Here is an 18,236-nt window from a genome sequence, read left to right as displayed (position 1 = left end):
GCAGCCAAACGCCATGCCGCTGCAAGGAATCACGGCACGCGGCGAAGCCACGCCTCGCTGGCGAATTTGTCGTTCGCCAGAATGTTCGCTGCATCCCGCTCGTTCTCGGTCAGCGCATCCGGTTCCAGCGTGAAACGTGCGGCAAACGATTCGATCATGCGCTGGATGATCTCCTCACGCGCGAGACCCGTCTGGCGCTTGAGCGGATCGACGCGCTTGCCGGCGCTGGTGGTGCCCTTGTCGGAGAGCTTTTCGCGGCCGATCCGCAGCACGCGGGTCAGTTTCTCGGCGTCGATGTCGTAGGCCATGGTGACGTGATGCAGCACCGCGCCGTTGATCCGCTTCTGGGCGGCGCCGGCGATCTTGCCGCCGGGAGAGGTGATGTCGTTGATCGGCACGTACCAGGCGGTGATGCCCATGTCGCCCAGCGCTTGGATTACCCATTCATCGAGAAAGGCGTAGCTTTCGACGAAGGTGAGCCCCTGAACCAGAGTTTCCGGCACGATCAGCGACCAGGTGATGGTGTTGCCCGGCTCGACGAACATGGCGCCGCCGCCGCTGATACGACGCACGACCTCGATACCGGCGTGGCCGGCGGCCTCGGCGTCGACTTCGTTGGCCAGCGACTGGAACACGCCGATGATGATCGCTGCACGGTCCCATTCCCACACGCGCAGGGTCGGCCCGCGCCGCGCCGCCGCCACTTCGCGGGTCAGCACTTCGTCCAGCGCCATGTGCAGCAGCGGTGATTCCGGCGCGCGGTGGATCAGGCCGAAGCGATGATCTCGCCAGTCCGAAGTCCGGGAGAGTGCGCGCCGAATGACGGTGGCGATAGCGGGCACCGAAAGCCCGACCATTTCGGTCTGTGGCAGCAGCGCGGATTGAATTCTGGCGATCAACGTATTGGCATCGGCATCGATTGACGCGCCGACCAGGGCGCGGTTGATCGCCTCCAGCGCCTCGTCGGGCTCGAGGAAGAAATCCCCGGACAGCTGCACCGAAGCCAAGCGCCCTTCACGTACCGTGACGTCCGCCACCAGCAGTTTCCCGCCCGGCACCTTGTACTCGCCGTGATGTACGGTTTCACGACCCTCATTCGACTCCGTCATTCCGGCTCCTCGAGCAGCACTGTTCGAGGAGCCAGTATAGCCCCCACGCTCGAAGTCACGTGACGAATCAGAGCTTGGAAGCTCTATACCGACACCTTACCGGTACGGAAGCTAGCGCCAGAAGGGCCGATGACTCTCGCGTCGAGCCTGGGCTGGTGTCAGGCCGATATCCTTCAACTGCCGTTCATCCAATCGTGCCAGCTGCTGGCGTGTGCGCCAGCGCTGCCATGGGCTCGGGCGATAGGGGCTATAGGGGCGATAGGGGCGACGCTCAGGTAAACGATCTGAGCCGGCAATGGCGGTCGATCTGGACGCTGCCCCTTTACGGTGGGCGACGATTAGTGAAAAAGGGGAAAACAGGGCAAGGCGCATGACGGACTCCCGCTCGCTGAACGATGGGTTCAAGCTACGGCGGGACGGATCAGCCATACAGATCCAGGAATTCGAAAGTTTTGCGATACAGATGTTCTGGGAACGCGGCTGTATGCCGCATTTCGCTCCAATCTGTATCGTGTTCTCTCGAAAGCTGCCATACACAATGAGGCAGAGCTTCAAGGAGACGCCTCATGCACCGCTACGAACGACTGGCCGACCATCTACGCGAGCGTATCGAGGCAGGCTACTATCAGCCCGCCGATCGCCTGCCGTCGGTACGCTCGCTGGCGGCATCCCACGGCGTCAGTCTCTCCACCGTTCAGCAGGCCTATCACCAGCTCGAGGATGCGCAGCTGATCGAGGCGCGTCCCAAATCAGGCTACTTCGTCTCGCCCCAGCGGGAGCGGCCGATGCCACCGCCGGCCGGGCGAACCGCGCAGCGACCGGTCGAGGTATCGCAGTGGGAGCAGGTGCGCGAGGGGACCTGCATCTTGCCCGATACCCACGTCGTTCATTTGGGGCGGGGTATGCCGGATATCGATGCGTCGACGCTGAAGCCGTTGCTGCGCTCGCTTGCGCGGGTCAGCCGTCGTCAGGATCTGGTCGGGCTCAACTACGACACCCTGCACGGTCGCCTGGAGTTGCGCGAACAGATCGCCAGACTCGCGATCGGCCACGGCTGTCGGCTGCATCCGGAGGAGCTGGTCGTGACCACCGGCTGCCACGAGGCGATCTCGATCGCCATGCGAGCGGTGTGCGAGCCCGGTGGCATCATCGCCGTGGATTCCCCCAGCTTCTACGGCGCGCTGCAGGCGATACGGGCCTACGGCATGAAGGCGATGGAAATACCCACCGACCCCGAACACGGGATCAGTCTGGAAGCGCTGGAACTGGCGCTGGAGCAGTGGCCGATTCGTGCGATCCAGATCACCCCAACCTGCAACAATCCGCTGGGCTATACGCTGTCGATCGAACGCAAGCGGGCGCTCTACGCGTTGGCGCAACGCTTCGACGTGGCGATCATCGAAGACGATGTCTACGGCGACCTGGCCTATGGCTTCCCGCGTCCGCCGACGATCAAGTCCTTCGATGACGATGGGCGCGTGCTGCTCTGCAGCTCGTTCTCCAAGACGCTGGCACCGGGTCTGCGTCTCGGCTGGATGGCGCCGGGGCGTTATCTCGAACGTGCCTTGCACATGAAATACGTCGGTACCGGATCCACCGCCACGCAAGGGCAGATGGCGGTTGCCGAGTTCATCCGGGAGGGGCACTTCGAGCCACACCTGAGAAAGATGCGGGCGCAGTACCAGCGCAATCGCAATGCGGCGCTGGATCTTATCGTCGACGTGTTTCCCGCTTCCACCCGAGTCAGCTATCCCGAGGGCGGATTCATGCTGTGGATCGAACTGGATCCCGGGGTCGACTCGGTGGCGCTCAATCAACGCCTGATGGTGGAAGGTATCCGCATCGCGCCCGGAGTGATGTTCTCGGCCACCGGCAAGTATCGGCATTGCCTGAGAATCAACTACTCACTATTCGACGACGCGATCCGACAGGCGATCAGAGGCATAGGGCGAATACTCTCCGACCCGGAAAGCGCGGGGGGCTGAGGGTGACGCTGGATCTCCGTCGGTCTGCGGGCGGCCCGATCCCGGTTCGGCGCTGACGACACGCATCTTGCGAACGATTCGGTGCATCCGATCTTGTCGCATTATCGATAACGGCCGATCTGGTGGTGCAGCTCACCGGCCAACAATAGCCAGGCGGCGCGGCGCCCTTCGCTCGAGTGATTGAAGCCGCCCTTGTCGACCGCGGCATCCAACTGGGCCAGGGTCTCCTCGACCTCGGCCAGCTCGATGCCGGCCGCCAGGATATCTGCGCGTCGTTCCGCCAGATCGTCGCGTAGCTGTGCGATGCACTGCTTGATCGTGCTCTCGCCGGTGTACTGCGTCGCCTCCGCTTCCCCACCAAACACTCGGCCCACTGGCAGGTCGTCGTCGAGCGAGACACGGGTAACGCGAGCCAGATTGTCGGGGGAGGGGCTTTTGTAATCTTCGTCATAGGGGTGCTCGGCAAGGCCGGGAGCCAGGTTTGCCATGATGTCGTAAAGGATCTGGTTGCTCTCCAGATGCTCTCGGGTACAGACGTCGGAACAGGCCATCAGCCAGCGGCTGCCCAGCGGCGCGCACATGATGTAGTACTGCAGCGTGCGCCCCACGTGAAAGCGGTCGCGAAACTCCCGGTAGTGAAGAATCAGCGGATGGATGTCAGCCGGGTTGCGCCGCTGCAGCGTGTCGACTGCCCCGAGCACGTCCTGCTGCCAGCGGGCAACGAGCGCTTTCTCGGCAAAGCCTTTCTGCTTGCTGCGAAGATACTGTTCCGGCGCGATCAGCGGATAGAAGGGACGATGAGACTCGCCACCCCCGCCGCCGAAATAGATGTGGCGTGAAGAGTTGAGCGTGTAAGGGAAATAGACCGGGGTATAAATGCCCAGGCACAGCGCTTTCCAATCCTCGTAGGCGTGATGAGCCGCCAGCGGCAACGGCTTGGGCGTTTTCTGATTGAGTCGCAGATCATAATGCCTGGCCAGTGCCTGCGCGATGGCCAGATCTTTGGCCAGCCGCGGCTTTTTATCGGCTCGCAGATAAAGGTTCGTCGTCGCCTGCGCGATGCCCAGTCGTTCACGCGCGGCCAGGAAAAAGCTCAGCAGCGCGCGCGAATCGCGCCCGCCGGTGAGATCGGCAATCAGTGACAACCTGCCCTCATGCATCAGGCCGCTGATGCGCGACAGCCAGATTTCCAGATACTGCTTCAACGCGCCGGCATAGGCACCCGGCTCAGGAAGCTCGCGTGCGACGGGGCTCAACTGGCCTTCTGCAAGGTCGAGACGGTAAAAAGACGGCAGAATCCGGATCTCGCTGACTGCCGTGGAAAACGATGCCGGCTGCGCGGTGAAAGGCTTGGGGTGGCTCCAGGCCCGGAGCTGGGCACGATCCACCGTGAGCGATACGCCTTGCTCACGCAGGTGGCTCACCAGCGCCATCAGGGAGTTGGAAAAAGCCCAGACACGATCCTGGGTGTAGTAATACAGATGTTTGTAGCCCTTGAAGTCGGCGCCGATCATCCGACCATTTCCGTGAGGAACGATGGCGACGTAGCAGCCGTCTTCTCCGAAAGGTACCTCGAGACCGGTCGCCTCCCGGTACTGGCGGGCTCCCTCGGCGTCCGCAATGAAATCCCGGCCGGCAAAGCAGTAGCCGCTGAACCAGCGATCCGGTATCCCGGTGGCGCTTGAGAAAAGAAATACCGAATCCGTCACTGTCGTATCGTCCCTGTCATGTTCCGCGATGCCCACCTTAAGGTATCTGACGGCGTAGGCAAACGTTCACCGGTTTCCGTTTTGCTTGGCACCGAAGTCGGCCACGAGTGGCCATCACGAGCGCTTCAGGTACGCGCACTCCATCGCGACCACAATCTCTTACCCCGGTCTGCGTGACTGTTACCGTGAATTATTCGATCATCGCGCTCTGGAATACGCCAAGGCGGCCCACTTACACCGGGATGAAACATGTCAGCACCTGAACACGGCGGGTCCGATCACTCGGATCAGCCGATCCGTTTTTACTTCGGTATACCGCTGCGCGCACGTGCCAGCGCGCTGAATTGGACACAGGTTTGCGACAACCTGGCACGCACGCTGGATAGTCTGGCGCGTCAGACCCGGAACGATTTCCGAGTGCTGATCTCCTGTCATGATATTCCGGATATCGATACCCGGGGGCTGAACGTTCGCTTCCTCCAGGCAGGGTTTGCGCCTCCCGTGGATGAGCAGGGAAAGCCGCGCAGTGACAAGCACAAGAAAAAGCGCCGACTGGGGCATGAACTTGCCAAGGAGGTGACCGATGGCGTCTATTTCATGCCGCTGGATGCCGACGATCTGATCCATCCGGAGCTGGTCGAGAAAGTGCTGAGTGATGACAATCGCCGCGGCTATTTGATCGAACGCGGGTGGATGTTCAATACCGCGACCGGCCATTATCGCGAGTGTACCGAAAAGCAAAATCCCTTCTGGCGCTACTGTGGCTCGTGCGCGGTCATCTACTTCGAGCCGGATGAGCTGCCACTGGAGAAAGGCGACAAATCGCGCTACTACAGCCGCTTCTTGAATCACATCCATTATGCCGAGGTCGCCGAGGCGGCAGGACGTCCACTGGCACCTTTCAGAGACGCGATGGCGGTCTATGTGATCAATCACGGTGAAAACGACTGGACGGTGTATCGCCAGCGTCCCGATGGCAAGACACACTACGTCGAGCAGCGTCCGGTCCGTGACCGCCGCCAGCTCCAGGCGCTGAAAGTCCTTTATCCTCAGCTCGATGCCGCTATCCCGCCGCCGCGGGCATGGAGCTGGGTCTGTCAGCAGTCCCGGCGGCTACGGCGTCGTCTTTCCCGGCGCTCGGGGCATGCCTGAAGACACTCCCGAGGCTCAAACTGATGAAGCGACAGCGGCCATCCCGAAGCCATCGTGGATCGATCAGGGGGGAAGCGGCACGCGCGTCGTACTCTTGATCTCTTCCATCACGAATGAGGCCGAGACGTCGGCCAGCGACACCCGAGCGATCAGACGCTGATAGAGCCGATCATAGGCTTTGACGTCGGCGATACGAGCGCGCAGCACGTAGTCCAGTTCGCCACTGGTCCGCCATACGTCGACGATTTCCGGCAGGGTCTCGACCGCATTTCGGAAGGCTTCCAGCCACGCCGGATCATGGCGATCGGTGCGAATCTGGATCAGTACCGTGAGGCCACAGCCGACCCGCTCGGGATCGAGCAGCGCGACCCGCCCGCGTATCACGCCGCGCGACTCGAGCGCCTTGACGCGACGCCAGCAGGCATTGCGGGAGAGATTCACGCGTTCCGACAACGCCTCGACCGAGAGCGTGCTGTCTTGTTGCAGCGCATCGAGAAGGCGGTGGTCGAAATTATCCAGTTCAGGTGTCATGTTGGGATATATATCCCAAATTTTCGGTTTCAGGAAGGAAGTTCGGGATAAAATCGGCGGCGCACTTGGATAGGCTGGTGAGAACCGACCATCGATCCTGCCGGAGCCGAGACATGTCCCTTCGCCTGACCCGCCTGTTTACCGATCATCCCGCCTCGGTGGAGGAAAGCTACTTCGAACACCTGCGCTTCGCCGGTGCCTTTGCCGGGCAACTGCTGCTGGCGGGTCTGGCGGCGTCGATTCACGCCGTGCTGCCGTTCCTGTTCGAATCCACCGCCAGCCGAATCATCACCCAGCTTCATACGCGGCTTCAGCGGCGCCCCTGAGTCGGTTCACTTGCCGATGCAGAAGCTACCGAAGATTTCGCCGAGCAGGTCGTCGGCGGTGAACTCGCCGGTGATCTCGTTGAGAGAGTGCTGGGCGTCACGCAGATCCTCGGCAAGCAGTTCGCCGGCAGCGGCGCCTTCGAGCTGCGCGGTGCCGTTGGCCAACGCCAGCGCGGCGCGTTCCAGCGCGTCGAGGTGGCGACGGCGAGCTGAGAAGCGGCCCTCGGTGGTGGCGTCGAAGCCCATCACGGCCTTGAGGTGGGCTTTCAGGTTATCCACACCCACTCCGGTTTCCGCCGAGATTCGAATCACCGGAGGAGTTGTGGATAGATCGAAGTCGCTTCCTTCGCCGCTTTGATCGATCTTGTTGCGCACCAGTGTCAAACGCCCGGGATCGGGTAGCCGTTCGACGAATTCCGGCCAGATCTCGACAGGATCGAGCGAGTCCGTTTCGCGCGCGTCGACCAGCAGCAGTACGCGATCCGCCTTCTCGATCTCCGCCCACGCGCGCTGGACGCCGATCTTCTCCACGGCATCCGGGGTGTCGCGCAGGCCGGCGGTATCGATCACGTGCAGCGGCATGCCGTCGAGATGGATGTGCTCGCGCAAGACATCGCGAGTGGTGCCTTCGATCTCGGTGACGATGGCGCTATCGCGCTCGGTCAGGCGATTGAGCAGGCTGGACTTGCCGGCGTTGGGCCGCCCCGCGATCACCACGTTCATTCCCTCGCGCATCAGCGAGCCCTGATTGGCAGCGGCACGGACGGCTTCCAGTGTCTGCCGCAGCGTAGCCAGCCTGGTGGCGACCACGCCGTCGGCGAGAAAATCGATCTCTTCCTCGGGAAAATCGATCGCGGCCTCCACGTAGAGGCGCAGCTGTATCAGCTCGCCGACCAGCTGCGAGACACGCTGGGAGAACTCGCCCTGCAACGAGCGCAGGGCGTTTTCAGCCGCGGCGCGGGAGCTGGCGTCGATCAGATCGGCGATGGCCTCGGCCTGGGCCAGGTCGAGCTTGTCGTTGAGAAACGCGCGCTCGGAGAATTCACCCGGGCGGGCCAGCCGCGCGCCGAGTTGCACACAGCGCTCCAGCAGCATGTCCATCAGCACCGGCCCGCCGTGCCCCTGAAGCTCCAGCACGTCTTCACCGGTGAACGAGTGGGGGCCGGGGAAGTAGAGCGCGATGCCCTCGTCGATGACGCTGCCTTCACCCTGGAAAGGCCCGTAGTGGGCGTAGCGAGGCGTCGGCTGGTGGCCGAGGATGGTTTCCGCCAAGGCGCTCGCCGAGGGCCCGGAGACACGCACGATGCCGACGCCGCCGCGTCCCGGAGGGGTCGCCAGGGCGGCGATGGTGTCCTGGCGGTACAGCGGCGCGTCGGTAGAGGGGAGCGAGGCGTTCATGAGCTTCTCCAAGAATCGATATCGTGGCCGGCTTGGCGGGCATTGTCCGGGGCCTCTCGGTGTAATGCCAGTGCGGAAACCCAGAGCCTGAAACGCCAAGGCCTGAAACGCCAGACCCTCGCCGAAGCGAGGGTCTGGACGTTGCGGCAGGCTCCGATCGAGCGTCAGCCTTTGGCTTTCACCGCCTTGCCGCCACCTGCGTCGTCCTTCATCACCTTGTTGGTAATGAACCACTGCTGCAGGATCGAGATGCTGTTGTTCACGACCCAGTAGATCACCAGGCCCGCCGGGAACCACAGGAAGAAGAAGGTGAAGACGATCGGCAGCATCTTCATGATCTTCGCCTGCATCGGGTCCGGCGGTGTCGGGTTCAGGAACTGCTGGAGCAGCATGGTGCCGCCCATGATGATCGGCAGGATGAAGTACGGATCCTTGGCCGACAGGTCCTGAATCCAGAGCATGAACGGCGCGTGGCGCAGCTCGACCGACTCCATCAACATCCAGTAGAGCGCGATGAACACCGGCATCTGGATGACCATCGGCAGGCAGCCGCCAAGAGGATTGATCTTCTCCTTCTTGTAGAACTTCATCATCTCCTGCGACATGCGCTGGCGGTCGTCGCCGTACTGCTCCTTGAGCCGCTTCATCTCCGGACCCATCTTGCGCATCCGCGCCATCGACTTGTAGGCCTTGGCGGCGAGCGGGAACAGCACGATCTTGACGCAGACGGTCAGCAGGACGATGGACCAGCCCCAGTTGCCGATCAGAGCGTGGATCTTCGTCAGCAGCCAGAACAGCGGGTTGGCCAGGAACCACAGCCAGCCGAAATCGACGGTCAGCTCTAGATGCGGAGCTACCGCTTCGAGGCGCGCCTGCACCTTCGGTCCCACGAACAGCGTGGCGTCGAGCGATGTCTGCTGCCCGGGCTCGATCGTCTGGTTGGGGCCGGCGAAGGCGGCGACAGTACGGTCGCGGTTGTCGACATTGCCGTAGTAGAGATTCTGCTGATCCGGGTTCGGCACCCACGCCGAGGTGAAGTAGTGCTGAATCACCGCGACCCAGCCACCTTTCACGTCTCGATTCTGGAAGTCGCCGTCACGGATATCGTCGAACTTGACCTTGCTGTAGTGCTCGTCCGGCGAGGAGAACGCGGCACCCAGGAACGAGTGCATGCCGACGCCGGAACCGCTGGCCGGATCCGGGCTCTGGTCGCGTGCCAACTGGCCGATAAAGCGTGCCGTTACCGGCTGCTGGCTCTCGTTGTCGATCCGGTACTCGACCTTGACGGCGTAGTCGTCGCGATTGATGACGAAGCGCTTGACGATGTCGACGCCGTTGACGCTGCCGTGCAGGTCGACGTTGATCGAATCCTGACCTTCGCTGAGCTGGTAGCTGTTGCGATCGGCAGTGAACGCGATGCGCCCCGAATGGCCTTCGATCTGCAGACCGGACTTGGCCACGTAACTGCGCACCTTGTTGTCGCTGAGCAGTACGAAAGGGGTGTCGGAGTCGAGGGCCTGATCATGTCCGAACAGCGCGGCATAGACGATGTCGCCGCCATTGGGATTGATGCGCAGATCGAGCACATCGCTCTGGACCTGAATCAGGTTGCTGCCTTGCGCGGTATCGGCGTCGGCGGGCATGTCGTCCTGAATCGGCTTGGCCTTGCCGTCGCTGCCGGTAGGTGCAGAGAGCGCACCGACATCGCCGTCTTCACCGCTATTGTTGCCACCCGATGAAGCCGCCATCTCCGGCGCCGGGTTGTTCACGACGTTCTGACCGTAGTCCTGATTCCACTGCATGATCAGCAGATAGGCCAGCACGGCCAGAGGAATCACGAAAAGGAGGCGTTTCAAATCCATATAGGGGTCTGCCCGGTAGGGGAATGGGTCAGTGGGCGCCGGGCATCGGCGGACGACCGGCAGCATTTGCCGGTGCTCCCCGGCCTTTGACGCGGGGATGTCCGATCAAGAAGACGAAACGTCCTGTTGCGTCTGACGAGCGGATTTTTCCAGACGCCGCCACATGCCATTGAGCTGACGAGAGACGCTGGCGTTATCCTGCTCGTGCAATCCTCGTCGCGCGAGTATGACGATATCCACTGCCGGTAAACGATGTTGCTGATGGCGAACGGACTCGCGCACAAGACGCTTGAGGCGATTGCGGTCGACGGCACGGCGCACGTTCTTCTTGCTGAAGATCAACCCGATCCGCGGATGGCCCAGTGCGTTGGGACGGGCCAACGCCAGTATTCCTTTACCGTGGACCTTATAGGGAGCGTGGTCGAAAACGTGCTTGTAGTCCCCGGCTGTCAGCAAACGCAGCTGCCGGGGAAAACGCTGATCGGGCACCCGGTGTCCGATCAGGCGCTGAGACGCTTACGGCCTTTGGCGCGACGACGAGCAAGGACTTGGCGGCCGTTCTTGGTGGCCATGCGGGCGCGAAAACCGTGGACGCGCTTACGCTTCAGAACGCTGGGCTGGAAGGTGCGTTTCATAGCTGCTGATTCCCAATTAGTTGATTTCTAAAGAAAACGGGTTGAAGCGGGGTGCCCGGCACGCGCAACGGGAGCGGGCTCACTCGACTCAAGAGCGGGAATTCTAGTGAATCCGTAGTTCGGGTGCAATTTTTCCGTGAATTATCCACACCCGGACCAGGCTCGAATGGCGGCCCGCCCTGCTCGATTTCGTCGGCTGGCAGCCCTTGGCGTTGTCGCGATGAGCGATCGATTTTGATTCCTCGGCCGAGCGGCGAGATCGCGATTTCTCCACTCTGTCAATCACACCATGTGGTTAACAATGGGGATAACAGTTGTTAATAACTCATTTATGCACATGTAAAACAATGAGTTATGCTTTATTTCAGGTTGTGGGGAAAGTGCGTGAAGGCGGTGTATAGTGCGGGGATGAATGCGCTCAGGGAAACGTGGGCGAACGACGCTGCGTCGATGTTTCCCCATCCTATACCGTAGAATCCACAGGATTGTCACCTTGCTATCCTTCAGTTATCCACAGTTGGTCGAGATTTCGACATCGTGTGGATAACCTGACGGGCCGACGCTACAATGTGCGGCCGTTTTTTCGATTCCATTTCCCAACGTTCGGTGAGGTCGTGTGTCTGTCGCTCTCTGGCAACAATGTCTGAACTCGCTGCAGGACGAATTGAGCTCTCAGCAATTCAATACCTGGATTCGTCCTCTGCAGGCAGAGGACGGCGAAATGGACGAGCTCTGTCTTCTCGCCCCCAATCGCTTCGTACGTGACTGGGTCAGCGATAAGTATCTGAAGCGAATCAATGAACTGTTGCGTGAATCCACGTCCAGCAGCAAGCCTCCCAAGGTGCAGCTGACGGTCGGCAGTCGCCGGGCCGCAGCGGTATCGCCGCGGGATCTGGGGGCACCGGTTTCCGCGCCCAGCCGTCCGTCCCAGCGACAGGCGGCCGCGCCCAGCGTGCAGACCGAATCGCGTTCGAGCGAGGCGGCGGAGGAGCGTCAGCTCGACCGATCCCGCGAAGAGAGCGGCCGGCGAGGCAGAGAGCGCCAGGTTCAGGTCGAAGGTGGGCTCAAGCACGGCAATGGTCTCAATTCGAACTTCACCTTCGAAACGTTTGTCGAGGGCAAGTCGAACCAGCTGGCGCGTGCCGCCTCGCGGCAGGTCTCGGAAAACCCCGGCGGTGCCTACAACCCGCTGTTTCTCTACGGGGGCGTGGGGCTGGGCAAGACCCACCTGATGCACGCGGTGGGCAATCATCTGGCTGGGCTTCGCGACAACGCCAAGGTCGTCTATCTTCACTCCGAGCGTTTCGTCGCCGACATGGTCAAGGCGCTGCAGCTCAACGCGATCAACGACTTCAAGCGTTTCTACCGCAGCGTCGATGCCCTGCTGATCGACGATATCCAGTTCTTTGCCGGCAAGGAGCGTTCCCAGGAGGAGTTCTTCCATACGTTCAACGCTCTGCTGGAAGGCGGGCAGCAGATGATCCTGACCTCGGACCGTTATCCCAAGGAGATTAGCGGTGTCGAAGAGCGGCTGAAATCCCGCTTCGGCTGGGGCCTGACGGTGGCGATCGAGCCGCCTGAGCTCGAGACGCGTGTGGCGATCCTGATGAAAAAGGCCGATCAGGCCAAGGTCGATCTTCCCCACGATGCCGCGTTCTTCATCGCCCAGAAGATCCGTTCCAACGTGCGCGAACTGGAAGGCGCGCTCAAGAAGGTGATCGCCGACTCCCACTTCATGGGCAAGACGATCACTCAGGACTTCATCCGCGAATCGCTCAAGGATCTGCTGGCGCTGCAGGACAAGCAGGTCGGTATCGAGAATATCCAGCGTACGGTGGCGGAGTACTACAAGATCAAGCTCGCGGACCTGCTCTCCAAGCGCCGCTCTCGCTCGGTGGCGCGGCCGCGTCAGGTGGCGATGGCGCTGGCCAAGGAGCTGACCAATCACAGTCTGCCGGAGATCGGCGACGCCTTCGGCGGGCGCGATCACACGACCGTGCTGCATGCCTGCCGCAAGGTCGTGGCGCTGAAAGAAGAGAGTGCGGACATTCGCGAGGACTACAAGAATCTGATGCGATTGTTGACCAGTTGAGCCACTGCGCCGTGAATTCGAGCCCGTAAGGGATTGCGGGCGGCGTCCGGCGAGGCAAGAATGGGACGGCGCGGTCCGAGAGCTTACATCGGCGATCCCCATGCGGGATCGTTCGCGTTCAGGTCCATCGAGCCGGCCGGGAACTATTGCTTCAGCTTAGATTCATTCCAACTACGGAGCCCCAATGAAATTTTCCATCTCTCGCGAAGCCCTGCTGCGCCCGCTGACACTGGTGGCCGGGGTGGTAGAGCGCCGTCAGACGCTGCCGGTTCTCTCCAATGTGCTGATCGAAGTCCAGGACAACCAGTTGGCGCTGACCGGCACCGATCTCGAGGTGGAATTGATCGGCCGCGCGACGCCGGCGCTGGTCGACGAGCCCGGTTCCGTGACCGTGCCGGCGCGCAAGCTGATGGACATCTGCAAGTCGCTGCCGGATCAGTCGGACATCAGCTTTTCGCTGGAAGACGGGCGGGTCGTGCTGCGCGCCGGGCGTTCGCGCTTCACGCTGTCCACGCTGCCGGTGGCCGAGTTCCCCAATATCGAAGACGGTCAGAACGACACCACGCTGTCGCTGCCGCGGGGCACGCTGAAGTATCTGATCGATGCGACGTCGTTTGCCATGGCGCAGCAGGACGTGCGCTATTACCTCAACGGCATGCTGCTGGAGCTGGCCGATCATCTGGTACGTACGGTTGCCACCGACGGGCACCGTCTGGCGGTGTGTGAACGCAGTGCCGACATCGAGATGGAAACCTCGCGCAAGCTGATCGTGCCGCGCAAGGGCGTGCTGGAACTGACCCGACTGCTCGACGGCAGTGACGAACCGGTCGAACTGATGCTGGGCTCCAACCATATCCGCGCCAATACCGGCGAATTCACCTTCACCTCCAAGCTGGTCGACGGCAAGTTCCCGGACTACGACCGGGTCATCCCCAAGGGTGGCGACAAGGTCTTCATCGCCGAACGCGGCGAGCTGCGCCAGAACCTCGCCCGTACCGCGATTCTCTCCAACGAGAAATACCGCGGCGTGCGCCTGCACCTCGAGGAGAACAACCTCAAGGTGATGGCCAACAACCCCGAGCAGGAAGAAGCCGAAGAGAACGTCAGCATCGAATATTCCGGCGATGCGCTGGAGATCGGTTTCAACGTCGGCTATCTGATCGATGTGCTCAACGTGCTGGATGCCGATCGCATGCAGATGACGTTGTCGGACTCCAACAGCAGCGCGCTGATGGAAGAGCCGGGTGGGGGTGATGCCCGTTACGTCGTCATGCCGATGCGCCTTTGAGTGCAGGGACGTGGCTGCGCTCGATCATGCTTTGTTAAAAATCGGCGAACCTTGCTCACTTATACCCCCATAAGCTCCGCCGGTTCGCCGATGTTTGCCGCGCCTGATCATCGCTCGCCAACGTCTTCCGCGGTGGGCGAGTGGTCGGGCGTTTCCTCTCGTCTCTTGCCATGAGTTGTCATGTGCCATGCCGCTTGATCGGTTGAGTTTCCAAGGCCTGCGTAATCTTGGCGCGCTGGAAATGGCGCCGGGGCCGCATATCAATCTGATCAGCGGTGCCAACGGTAGCGGCAAGACGTCGCTGCTGGAAGGCATTCATGTACTCGGCATGGCGCGCTCCTTTCGGACACAGAAACTCAAGTCGCTGATCGATCACGACGCTGAAGAGACCACGCTGTTCGGCCGGTTGGCGGGTGATCCGCCGCTGCCGATCGGGGTGCGTCGTCGGCGTGATAGCGCCGAACTCGACATTCGAGTCAACGGAGAGCGCGCGGCGCGGATAACCCAGTTGGCCGAAGCGCTGCCGCTGCAGTTGATCAACCCCGATGCCTTTCGTCTGCTCGAGGGCTCCCCGGCTTCACGGCGCGAGTTTCTCGATTGGGGCGTATTCCACGCCGAACGCGACTTTCTGGATGCCTGGAAACGCGTCAGAAGGGCCTTGAAACATCGGAATGCGCTGCTCAGGCATGATAGAATCGATGCTCAGTCGATACGTATCTGGGAGCGCGAACTGGCGCACTGGAGCGAGCGTCTGGACAGTCTGCGCGAGGACTACATGGCGCGCTTCGCGCCGGTCTTCGAGGAGACCCTGGCGGCACTGTTACCGCTGCCGGATCTGACCTTGCGCTACTCGCGGGGTTGGGATCGCCAGCGAGCCTTGCTAGAGGTCTTCGAAGCTGGACGCGATACCGATCGCCAGATGGGTTTTACCCAACAGGGGCCGCAGCGCGCCGACCTGCGAATTCGCGTCGGACGCCATGCGGCGGTCGAAGTGCTGTCGCGCGGTCAGCAGAAGCTGGTCGTGAGCGCGTTGAAACTGGCCCAGGGGCAGCTGCTCGAGCAGTTGAGTGGCCGAACCTGCCTCTATTTGATCGATGACCTGCCGGCGGAGCTCGACGGCGACCATCGGCGGATCTTCTGCCAATGGCTCGAGCGGCTCAACTGCCAGGTCTTCATCACCAGCGTCGATCGCGAGGCGCTGGCCGACGTCTGGCAGCCAGACACGGATGTGGTGGCGTCGCAACTCGCCGGCGGACGGCTGCATTCGGAATGATTTCACCACGGAGTGAGCAATGAGCGAACAGGCCTACGATTCATCGAGCATCAAGGTTCTCAAGGGACTGGACGCGGTGCGCAAGCGTCCCGGCATGTACATCGGCGACACCGATGACGGCACCGGGCTGCACCACATGGTGTTCGAAGTCGTCGACAACTCCATCGACGAAGCGCTGGCCGGTCATTGCAGCGAGATCCGGATCGTCATCCATCCGGACGAGTCGATCACCGTTTCCGACGATGGCCGCGGCATTCCCACGGACATTCACGACGAAGGCGTTTCTGCCGCCGAAGTGATCATGACCGTGCTGCACGCCGGGGGTAAGTTCGACGATAACTCCTACAAGGTCTCCGGTGGCCTGCACGGGGTCGGTATTTCGGTGGTCAACGCGCTCTCCGAGCAGCTCAAGCTGGTGATCTGGCGCAACAATCAGGTTCACGAGCAGATCTACAAGCACGGCGTACCGCAGGCACCACTGGCGATCGTCGGCGATACCGAGAAATCCGGTACCCAGATCAGCTTCAAGCCGTCGAGCGACACCTTCGCCAACATCGAATTTCACTACGATATCCTCGCCAAGCGTCTGCGCGAGCTGTCGTTTCTGAACTCCGGCGTGGCCATCCGGCTGGTCGACGAGCGCGACGGCCGCGAAGAGCTGTTCCACTACGAAGGTGGCCTCAAGGCGTTCGTCGATCACCTCAATACCAACCGCACCGCCATCAATCCGGTCTTCCACTTCGAGATGCAGCGCGAAGACGGCATCGCCGTGGAAGTGGCGATGCAGTGGAACGACACCTTCACCGAGAATGTCTTCTGCTACACCAACAACATTCCGCAGCGCGATGGCGGCACCCACATGGCGGGTTTCCGCGCGGCGCTGACACGTACGCTCAACAGCTACATTGAAGCGGAAGACATCCAGAAGAAGGCCAAGGTCGCCACCGCGGGCGATGACGCGCGCGAAGGACTCACCGCGATCATCTCGGTCAAGGTCCCGGACCCCAAGTTCTCCTCGCAGACCAAGGACAAGCTGGTCTCCTCCGAGGTCAAGACGGCCGTTGACCAGGAGTTGAGCCGACAGTTCTCCGATTATCTGATCGAGCATCCCAACGAAGCCAAGGCGATCGTCAGCAAGATGATCGATGCGGCGCGGGCGCGTGAAGCCGCGCGCAAGGCCCGCGACATGACGCGGCGCAAGGGCGCGCTGGATATTGCCGGGCTGCCGGGCAAGCTGGCCGACTGCCAGGAGAAGGATCCGAGCCTTTCCGAACTCTATCTGGTCGAGGGTGATTCGGCCGGCGGCAGTGCCAAGCAGGGTCGCGATCGGCGTACCCAGGCGATCCTGCCGCTGAAGGGCAAGATCCTCAACGTCGAGAAGGCGCGCTTCGACAAGATGCTCTCTTCCGCCGAGGTTGGCACGCTGATCACCGCCCTGGGCTGCGGGATCGGCCGCGAAGAGTTCAACCCGGACAAGCTGCGCTACCACTCGATCATCATCATGACCGATGCCGACGTCGATGGGTCGCACATCCGCACGCTGCTGCTGACTTTCTTCTTCCGCCAGATGCCGGAGCTGATCGAGCGGGGTCATGTGTTCATCGCCCAGCCGCCGCTCTACAAGATCAAGCGCGGCAAGCAGGAGATGTATCTGAAGGACGAGCAGGCGATGACCGACTATCTGACCGCCACGGCGCTGGATGGCGGTCGGCTCTACGTCAATGCCGATGCCCCGGGGATTGGCGGTGAGCATCTGGAGTCGCTGGTCAACCAGTACCGTGACGTGATGAAGCGCATCGATCGTCTGTCGCGGGTCTACCCGAACGCCGTGCTGCGCAAGATGGTCCATGCCGTCAAGCTCGACGAGAGCAACCTCGACGACCGCGGCACCATGCAGACCTGGATCGACGCGCTGCAGGTGGAGATGGACTCGCTGATCGCCCATGAGGGCGGCCCGCGCTATACCTTCCAGCTGGAAGAAGATACCGAACGCGGCCTGTGGCTGCCGAGCGTGGCGTTGACCGCCCACGGCGTGACCACGGACTACATCTGGGGTATCGACTTCTTCCGTAGTGTTGATTACCGGGCGCTGGCCGATCTGGGCGAAACCCTGGACGGCCTGATCGAGGAGGGCGCCTATATTGCCCGCGGCGAGCGCCAGAAGCCGATCGACAACTTCTACGATGCCCTCGAGTGGTTGATGCTCGAAGCGCAGCGCGGCCTCAGTATCCAGCGCTACAAGGGGCTGGGCGAGATGAACCCGGATCAGTTGTGGGAAACCACCATGGATCCGCAATTCCGGCGCATGTTGCGCGTTTCCATCGAGGATGCGGTTGCCGCCGATCAGATGTTCAATACGCTGATGGGTGACGAGGTCGAACCGCGGCGCGACTTCATCGAACGTTTTGCCCTGGTGGCCAATCTGGACGTGTAGGGACGTCTGGATGTACAGGGCGAGAGCCGGATAGCGACGATCATTGCGTCGAGCCCACTTCGACCTGATATGACAAGTTCGGCGAACAGAGCGGCCCATCCTTTTTGGATGGGCCGCTTTTTTATGTGTCGATGTTTTTATGTGTCGATGTTTTTATGCGTCACAGTTTCTTATACGTTGCCGATTTTTATGGGTCGCCAAGGACGAGTGACTCATTATCTATTGTCAGTTATTCAGCCATTGGCGCACGGATAGAACAAGTAGAGGCGTCCTTGCGACATTACCTATTGGTCGATGCGACTTAGGGAGTAGAGCCCGGCGTTATCTACCGCCAGACCGCGTTTTTAGCGCCACCAAGTCGTTTCACTGAGCGTGGGGCGAATGGGTGTGCGTCCATGGTTGTATTGTTAGGTAAATGCAGTTAGGTAATAGTCTCAATTAT

General features: G+C 61.4%; 15 protein-coding genes. 7 read left to right on the top strand and 8 right to left on the bottom strand.

Annotated elements, in window-relative coordinates:
- Positions 1-29: 29 nt before the first annotated feature.
- Together BTW08_RS05135 and BTW08_RS05130 are read right to left on the bottom strand one after the other, a co-directional pair.
- Positions 30-1,109 carry a biotin/lipoate A/B protein ligase family protein gene (locus BTW08_RS05135; RefSeq protein WP_075561450.1) on the bottom strand — a complete coding sequence of 360 codons (1,080 nt, stop codon included), beginning with the start codon at positions 1,107-1,109 and terminating at the stop codon, positions 30-32.
- 111 nt (positions 1,110-1,220) lie between these two features.
- Positions 1,221-1,481, bottom strand: coding sequence for a DUF1127 domain-containing protein (locus BTW08_RS05130; protein WP_083627692.1), 261 nt, complete (start codon positions 1,479-1,481; stop codon positions 1,221-1,223).
- Positions 1,482-1,675: 194 nt separating this feature from the next.
- On the opposite strand from BTW08_RS05130, the gene BTW08_RS05125 reads away from it, so the two are divergent.
- Positions 1,676-3,094, top strand: coding sequence for a PLP-dependent aminotransferase family protein (locus BTW08_RS05125; protein WP_075561449.1), 1,419 nt, complete (start codon positions 1,676-1,678; stop codon positions 3,092-3,094).
- A 101-nt stretch (positions 3,095-3,195) separates the two neighbouring features.
- Here BTW08_RS05125 and BTW08_RS05120 read toward each other — a convergent pair whose 3' ends face one another.
- On the bottom strand, positions 3,196-4,803 hold the full coding sequence (locus BTW08_RS05120) for a hypothetical protein (protein WP_075561448.1): 1,608 nt from the start codon (positions 4,801-4,803) through the stop codon (positions 3,196-3,198).
- Between the two features lie 249 nt (positions 4,804-5,052).
- Between BTW08_RS05120 and BTW08_RS05115 the strand changes: the two genes are divergently transcribed.
- On the top strand, positions 5,053-5,955 hold the full coding sequence (locus BTW08_RS05115) for a glycosyltransferase family A protein (RefSeq protein ID WP_075561447.1): 903 nt from the start codon (positions 5,053-5,055) through the stop codon (positions 5,953-5,955).
- 63 nt (positions 5,956-6,018) lie between these two features.
- Here BTW08_RS05115 and BTW08_RS05110 read toward each other — a convergent pair whose 3' ends face one another.
- Positions 6,019-6,486: an Lrp/AsnC family transcriptional regulator gene (locus BTW08_RS05110; protein ID WP_075561446.1), complete on the bottom strand. Its 468-nt coding sequence runs from the start codon at positions 6,484-6,486 to the stop codon at positions 6,019-6,021.
- 113 nt (positions 6,487-6,599) lie between these two features.
- Between BTW08_RS05110 and BTW08_RS05105 the strand changes: the two genes are divergently transcribed.
- Positions 6,600-6,812 (top strand): DUF6356 family protein, encoded by a 213-nt coding sequence (locus BTW08_RS05105; RefSeq protein ID WP_075561445.1) that lies wholly within the window; start codon positions 6,600-6,602, stop codon positions 6,810-6,812.
- Positions 6,813-6,818: 6 nt separating this feature from the next.
- On the opposite strand, the gene mnmE is transcribed toward BTW08_RS05105, so the two are convergent.
- From mnmE to rpmH, 4 genes are all read right to left on the bottom strand, one after another.
- Positions 6,819-8,210: a tRNA uridine-5-carboxymethylaminomethyl(34) synthesis GTPase MnmE gene (mnmE, locus tag BTW08_RS05100; protein ID WP_075561444.1), complete on the bottom strand. Its 1,392-nt coding sequence runs from the start codon at positions 8,208-8,210 to the stop codon at positions 6,819-6,821.
- 164 nt (positions 8,211-8,374) lie between these two features.
- Positions 8,375-10,072, bottom strand: a complete 1,698-nt coding sequence (gene yidC, locus BTW08_RS05095) for a membrane protein insertase YidC (RefSeq protein WP_075561443.1) — start codon at positions 10,070-10,072, stop codon at positions 8,375-8,377.
- 105 nt (positions 10,073-10,177) lie between these two features.
- Positions 10,178-10,561: a ribonuclease P protein component gene (rnpA, locus tag BTW08_RS05090; RefSeq protein ID WP_075561442.1), complete on the bottom strand. Its 384-nt coding sequence runs from the start codon at positions 10,559-10,561 to the stop codon at positions 10,178-10,180.
- A gap of 11 nt (positions 10,562-10,572) precedes the next feature.
- Entirely contained in the window at positions 10,573-10,707 is a 135-nt protein-coding gene (rpmH, locus tag BTW08_RS05085) for a 50S ribosomal protein L34 (RefSeq protein WP_011508608.1), read from the bottom strand.
- A gap of 616 nt (positions 10,708-11,323) precedes the next feature.
- Here rpmH and dnaA point away from each other — a divergent pair.
- From dnaA to gyrB, 4 genes are all read left to right on the top strand, one after another.
- Positions 11,324-12,799, top strand: coding sequence for a chromosomal replication initiator protein DnaA (gene dnaA, locus BTW08_RS05080; protein ID WP_075561441.1), 1,476 nt, complete (start codon positions 11,324-11,326; stop codon positions 12,797-12,799).
- A gap of 184 nt (positions 12,800-12,983) precedes the next feature.
- Complete coding sequence (gene dnaN / locus BTW08_RS05075; RefSeq protein WP_075561440.1) at positions 12,984-14,087, top strand: DNA polymerase III subunit beta; 1,104 nt, start codon at positions 12,984-12,986, stop codon at positions 14,085-14,087.
- Between the two features lie 187 nt (positions 14,088-14,274).
- Positions 14,275-15,360, top strand: a complete 1,086-nt coding sequence (recF, locus tag BTW08_RS05070; protein WP_075561439.1) for a DNA replication/repair protein RecF — start codon at positions 14,275-14,277, stop codon at positions 15,358-15,360.
- Positions 15,361-15,379: 19 nt separating this feature from the next.
- Entirely contained in the window at positions 15,380-17,794 is a 2,415-nt protein-coding gene (gene gyrB, locus BTW08_RS05065) for a DNA topoisomerase (ATP-hydrolyzing) subunit B (protein ID WP_075561438.1), read from the top strand.
- Positions 17,795-18,236: the final 442 nt, after the last annotated feature.

This window comes from Salinicola sp. MH3R3-1 (genome assembly GCF_001937155.1).
GTDB lineage: Bacteria > Pseudomonadota > Gammaproteobacteria > Pseudomonadales > Halomonadaceae > Salinicola > Salinicola halophyticus.
This window is presented reverse-complemented; position numbering and strand designations above follow the sequence as displayed.

What these genes read in the sequence shown, in the direction of transcription:
- BTW08_RS05130 (WP_083627692.1), bottom strand. Translation starts at nt 1,481, where the DNA reads ATGCGCCTTGCCCTGTTTTCCCCTTTTTCACTAATCGTCGCCCACCGT.
- recF (WP_075561439.1), top strand. Translation starts at nt 14,275, where the DNA reads ATGCCGCTTGATCGGTTGAGTTTCCAAGGCCTGCGTAATCTTGGCGCG.
- BTW08_RS05115 (WP_075561447.1), top strand. Translation starts at nt 5,053, where the DNA reads ATGTCAGCACCTGAACACGGCGGGTCCGATCACTCGGATCAGCCGATC.
- BTW08_RS05105 (WP_075561445.1), top strand. Translation starts at nt 6,600, where the DNA reads ATGTCCCTTCGCCTGACCCGCCTGTTTACCGATCATCCCGCCTCGGTG.
- dnaN (WP_075561440.1), top strand. Translation starts at nt 12,984, where the DNA reads ATGAAATTTTCCATCTCTCGCGAAGCCCTGCTGCGCCCGCTGACACTG.
- gyrB (WP_075561438.1), top strand. Translation starts at nt 15,380, where the DNA reads ATGAGCGAACAGGCCTACGATTCATCGAGCATCAAGGTTCTCAAGGGA.
- rpmH (WP_011508608.1), bottom strand. Translation starts at nt 10,707, where the DNA reads ATGAAACGCACCTTCCAGCCCAGCGTTCTGAAGCGTAAGCGCGTCCAC.
- BTW08_RS05110 (WP_075561446.1), bottom strand. Translation starts at nt 6,486, where the DNA reads ATGACACCTGAACTGGATAATTTCGACCACCGCCTTCTCGATGCGCTG.
- BTW08_RS05125 (WP_075561449.1), top strand. Translation starts at nt 1,676, where the DNA reads ATGCACCGCTACGAACGACTGGCCGACCATCTACGCGAGCGTATCGAG.
- mnmE (WP_075561444.1), bottom strand. Translation starts at nt 8,210, where the DNA reads ATGAACGCCTCGCTCCCCTCTACCGACGCGCCGCTGTACCGCCAGGAC.
- yidC (WP_075561443.1), bottom strand. Translation starts at nt 10,072, where the DNA reads ATGGATTTGAAACGCCTCCTTTTCGTGATTCCTCTGGCCGTGCTGGCC.
- BTW08_RS05135 (WP_075561450.1), bottom strand. Translation starts at nt 1,109, where the DNA reads ATGACGGAGTCGAATGAGGGTCGTGAAACCGTACATCACGGCGAGTAC.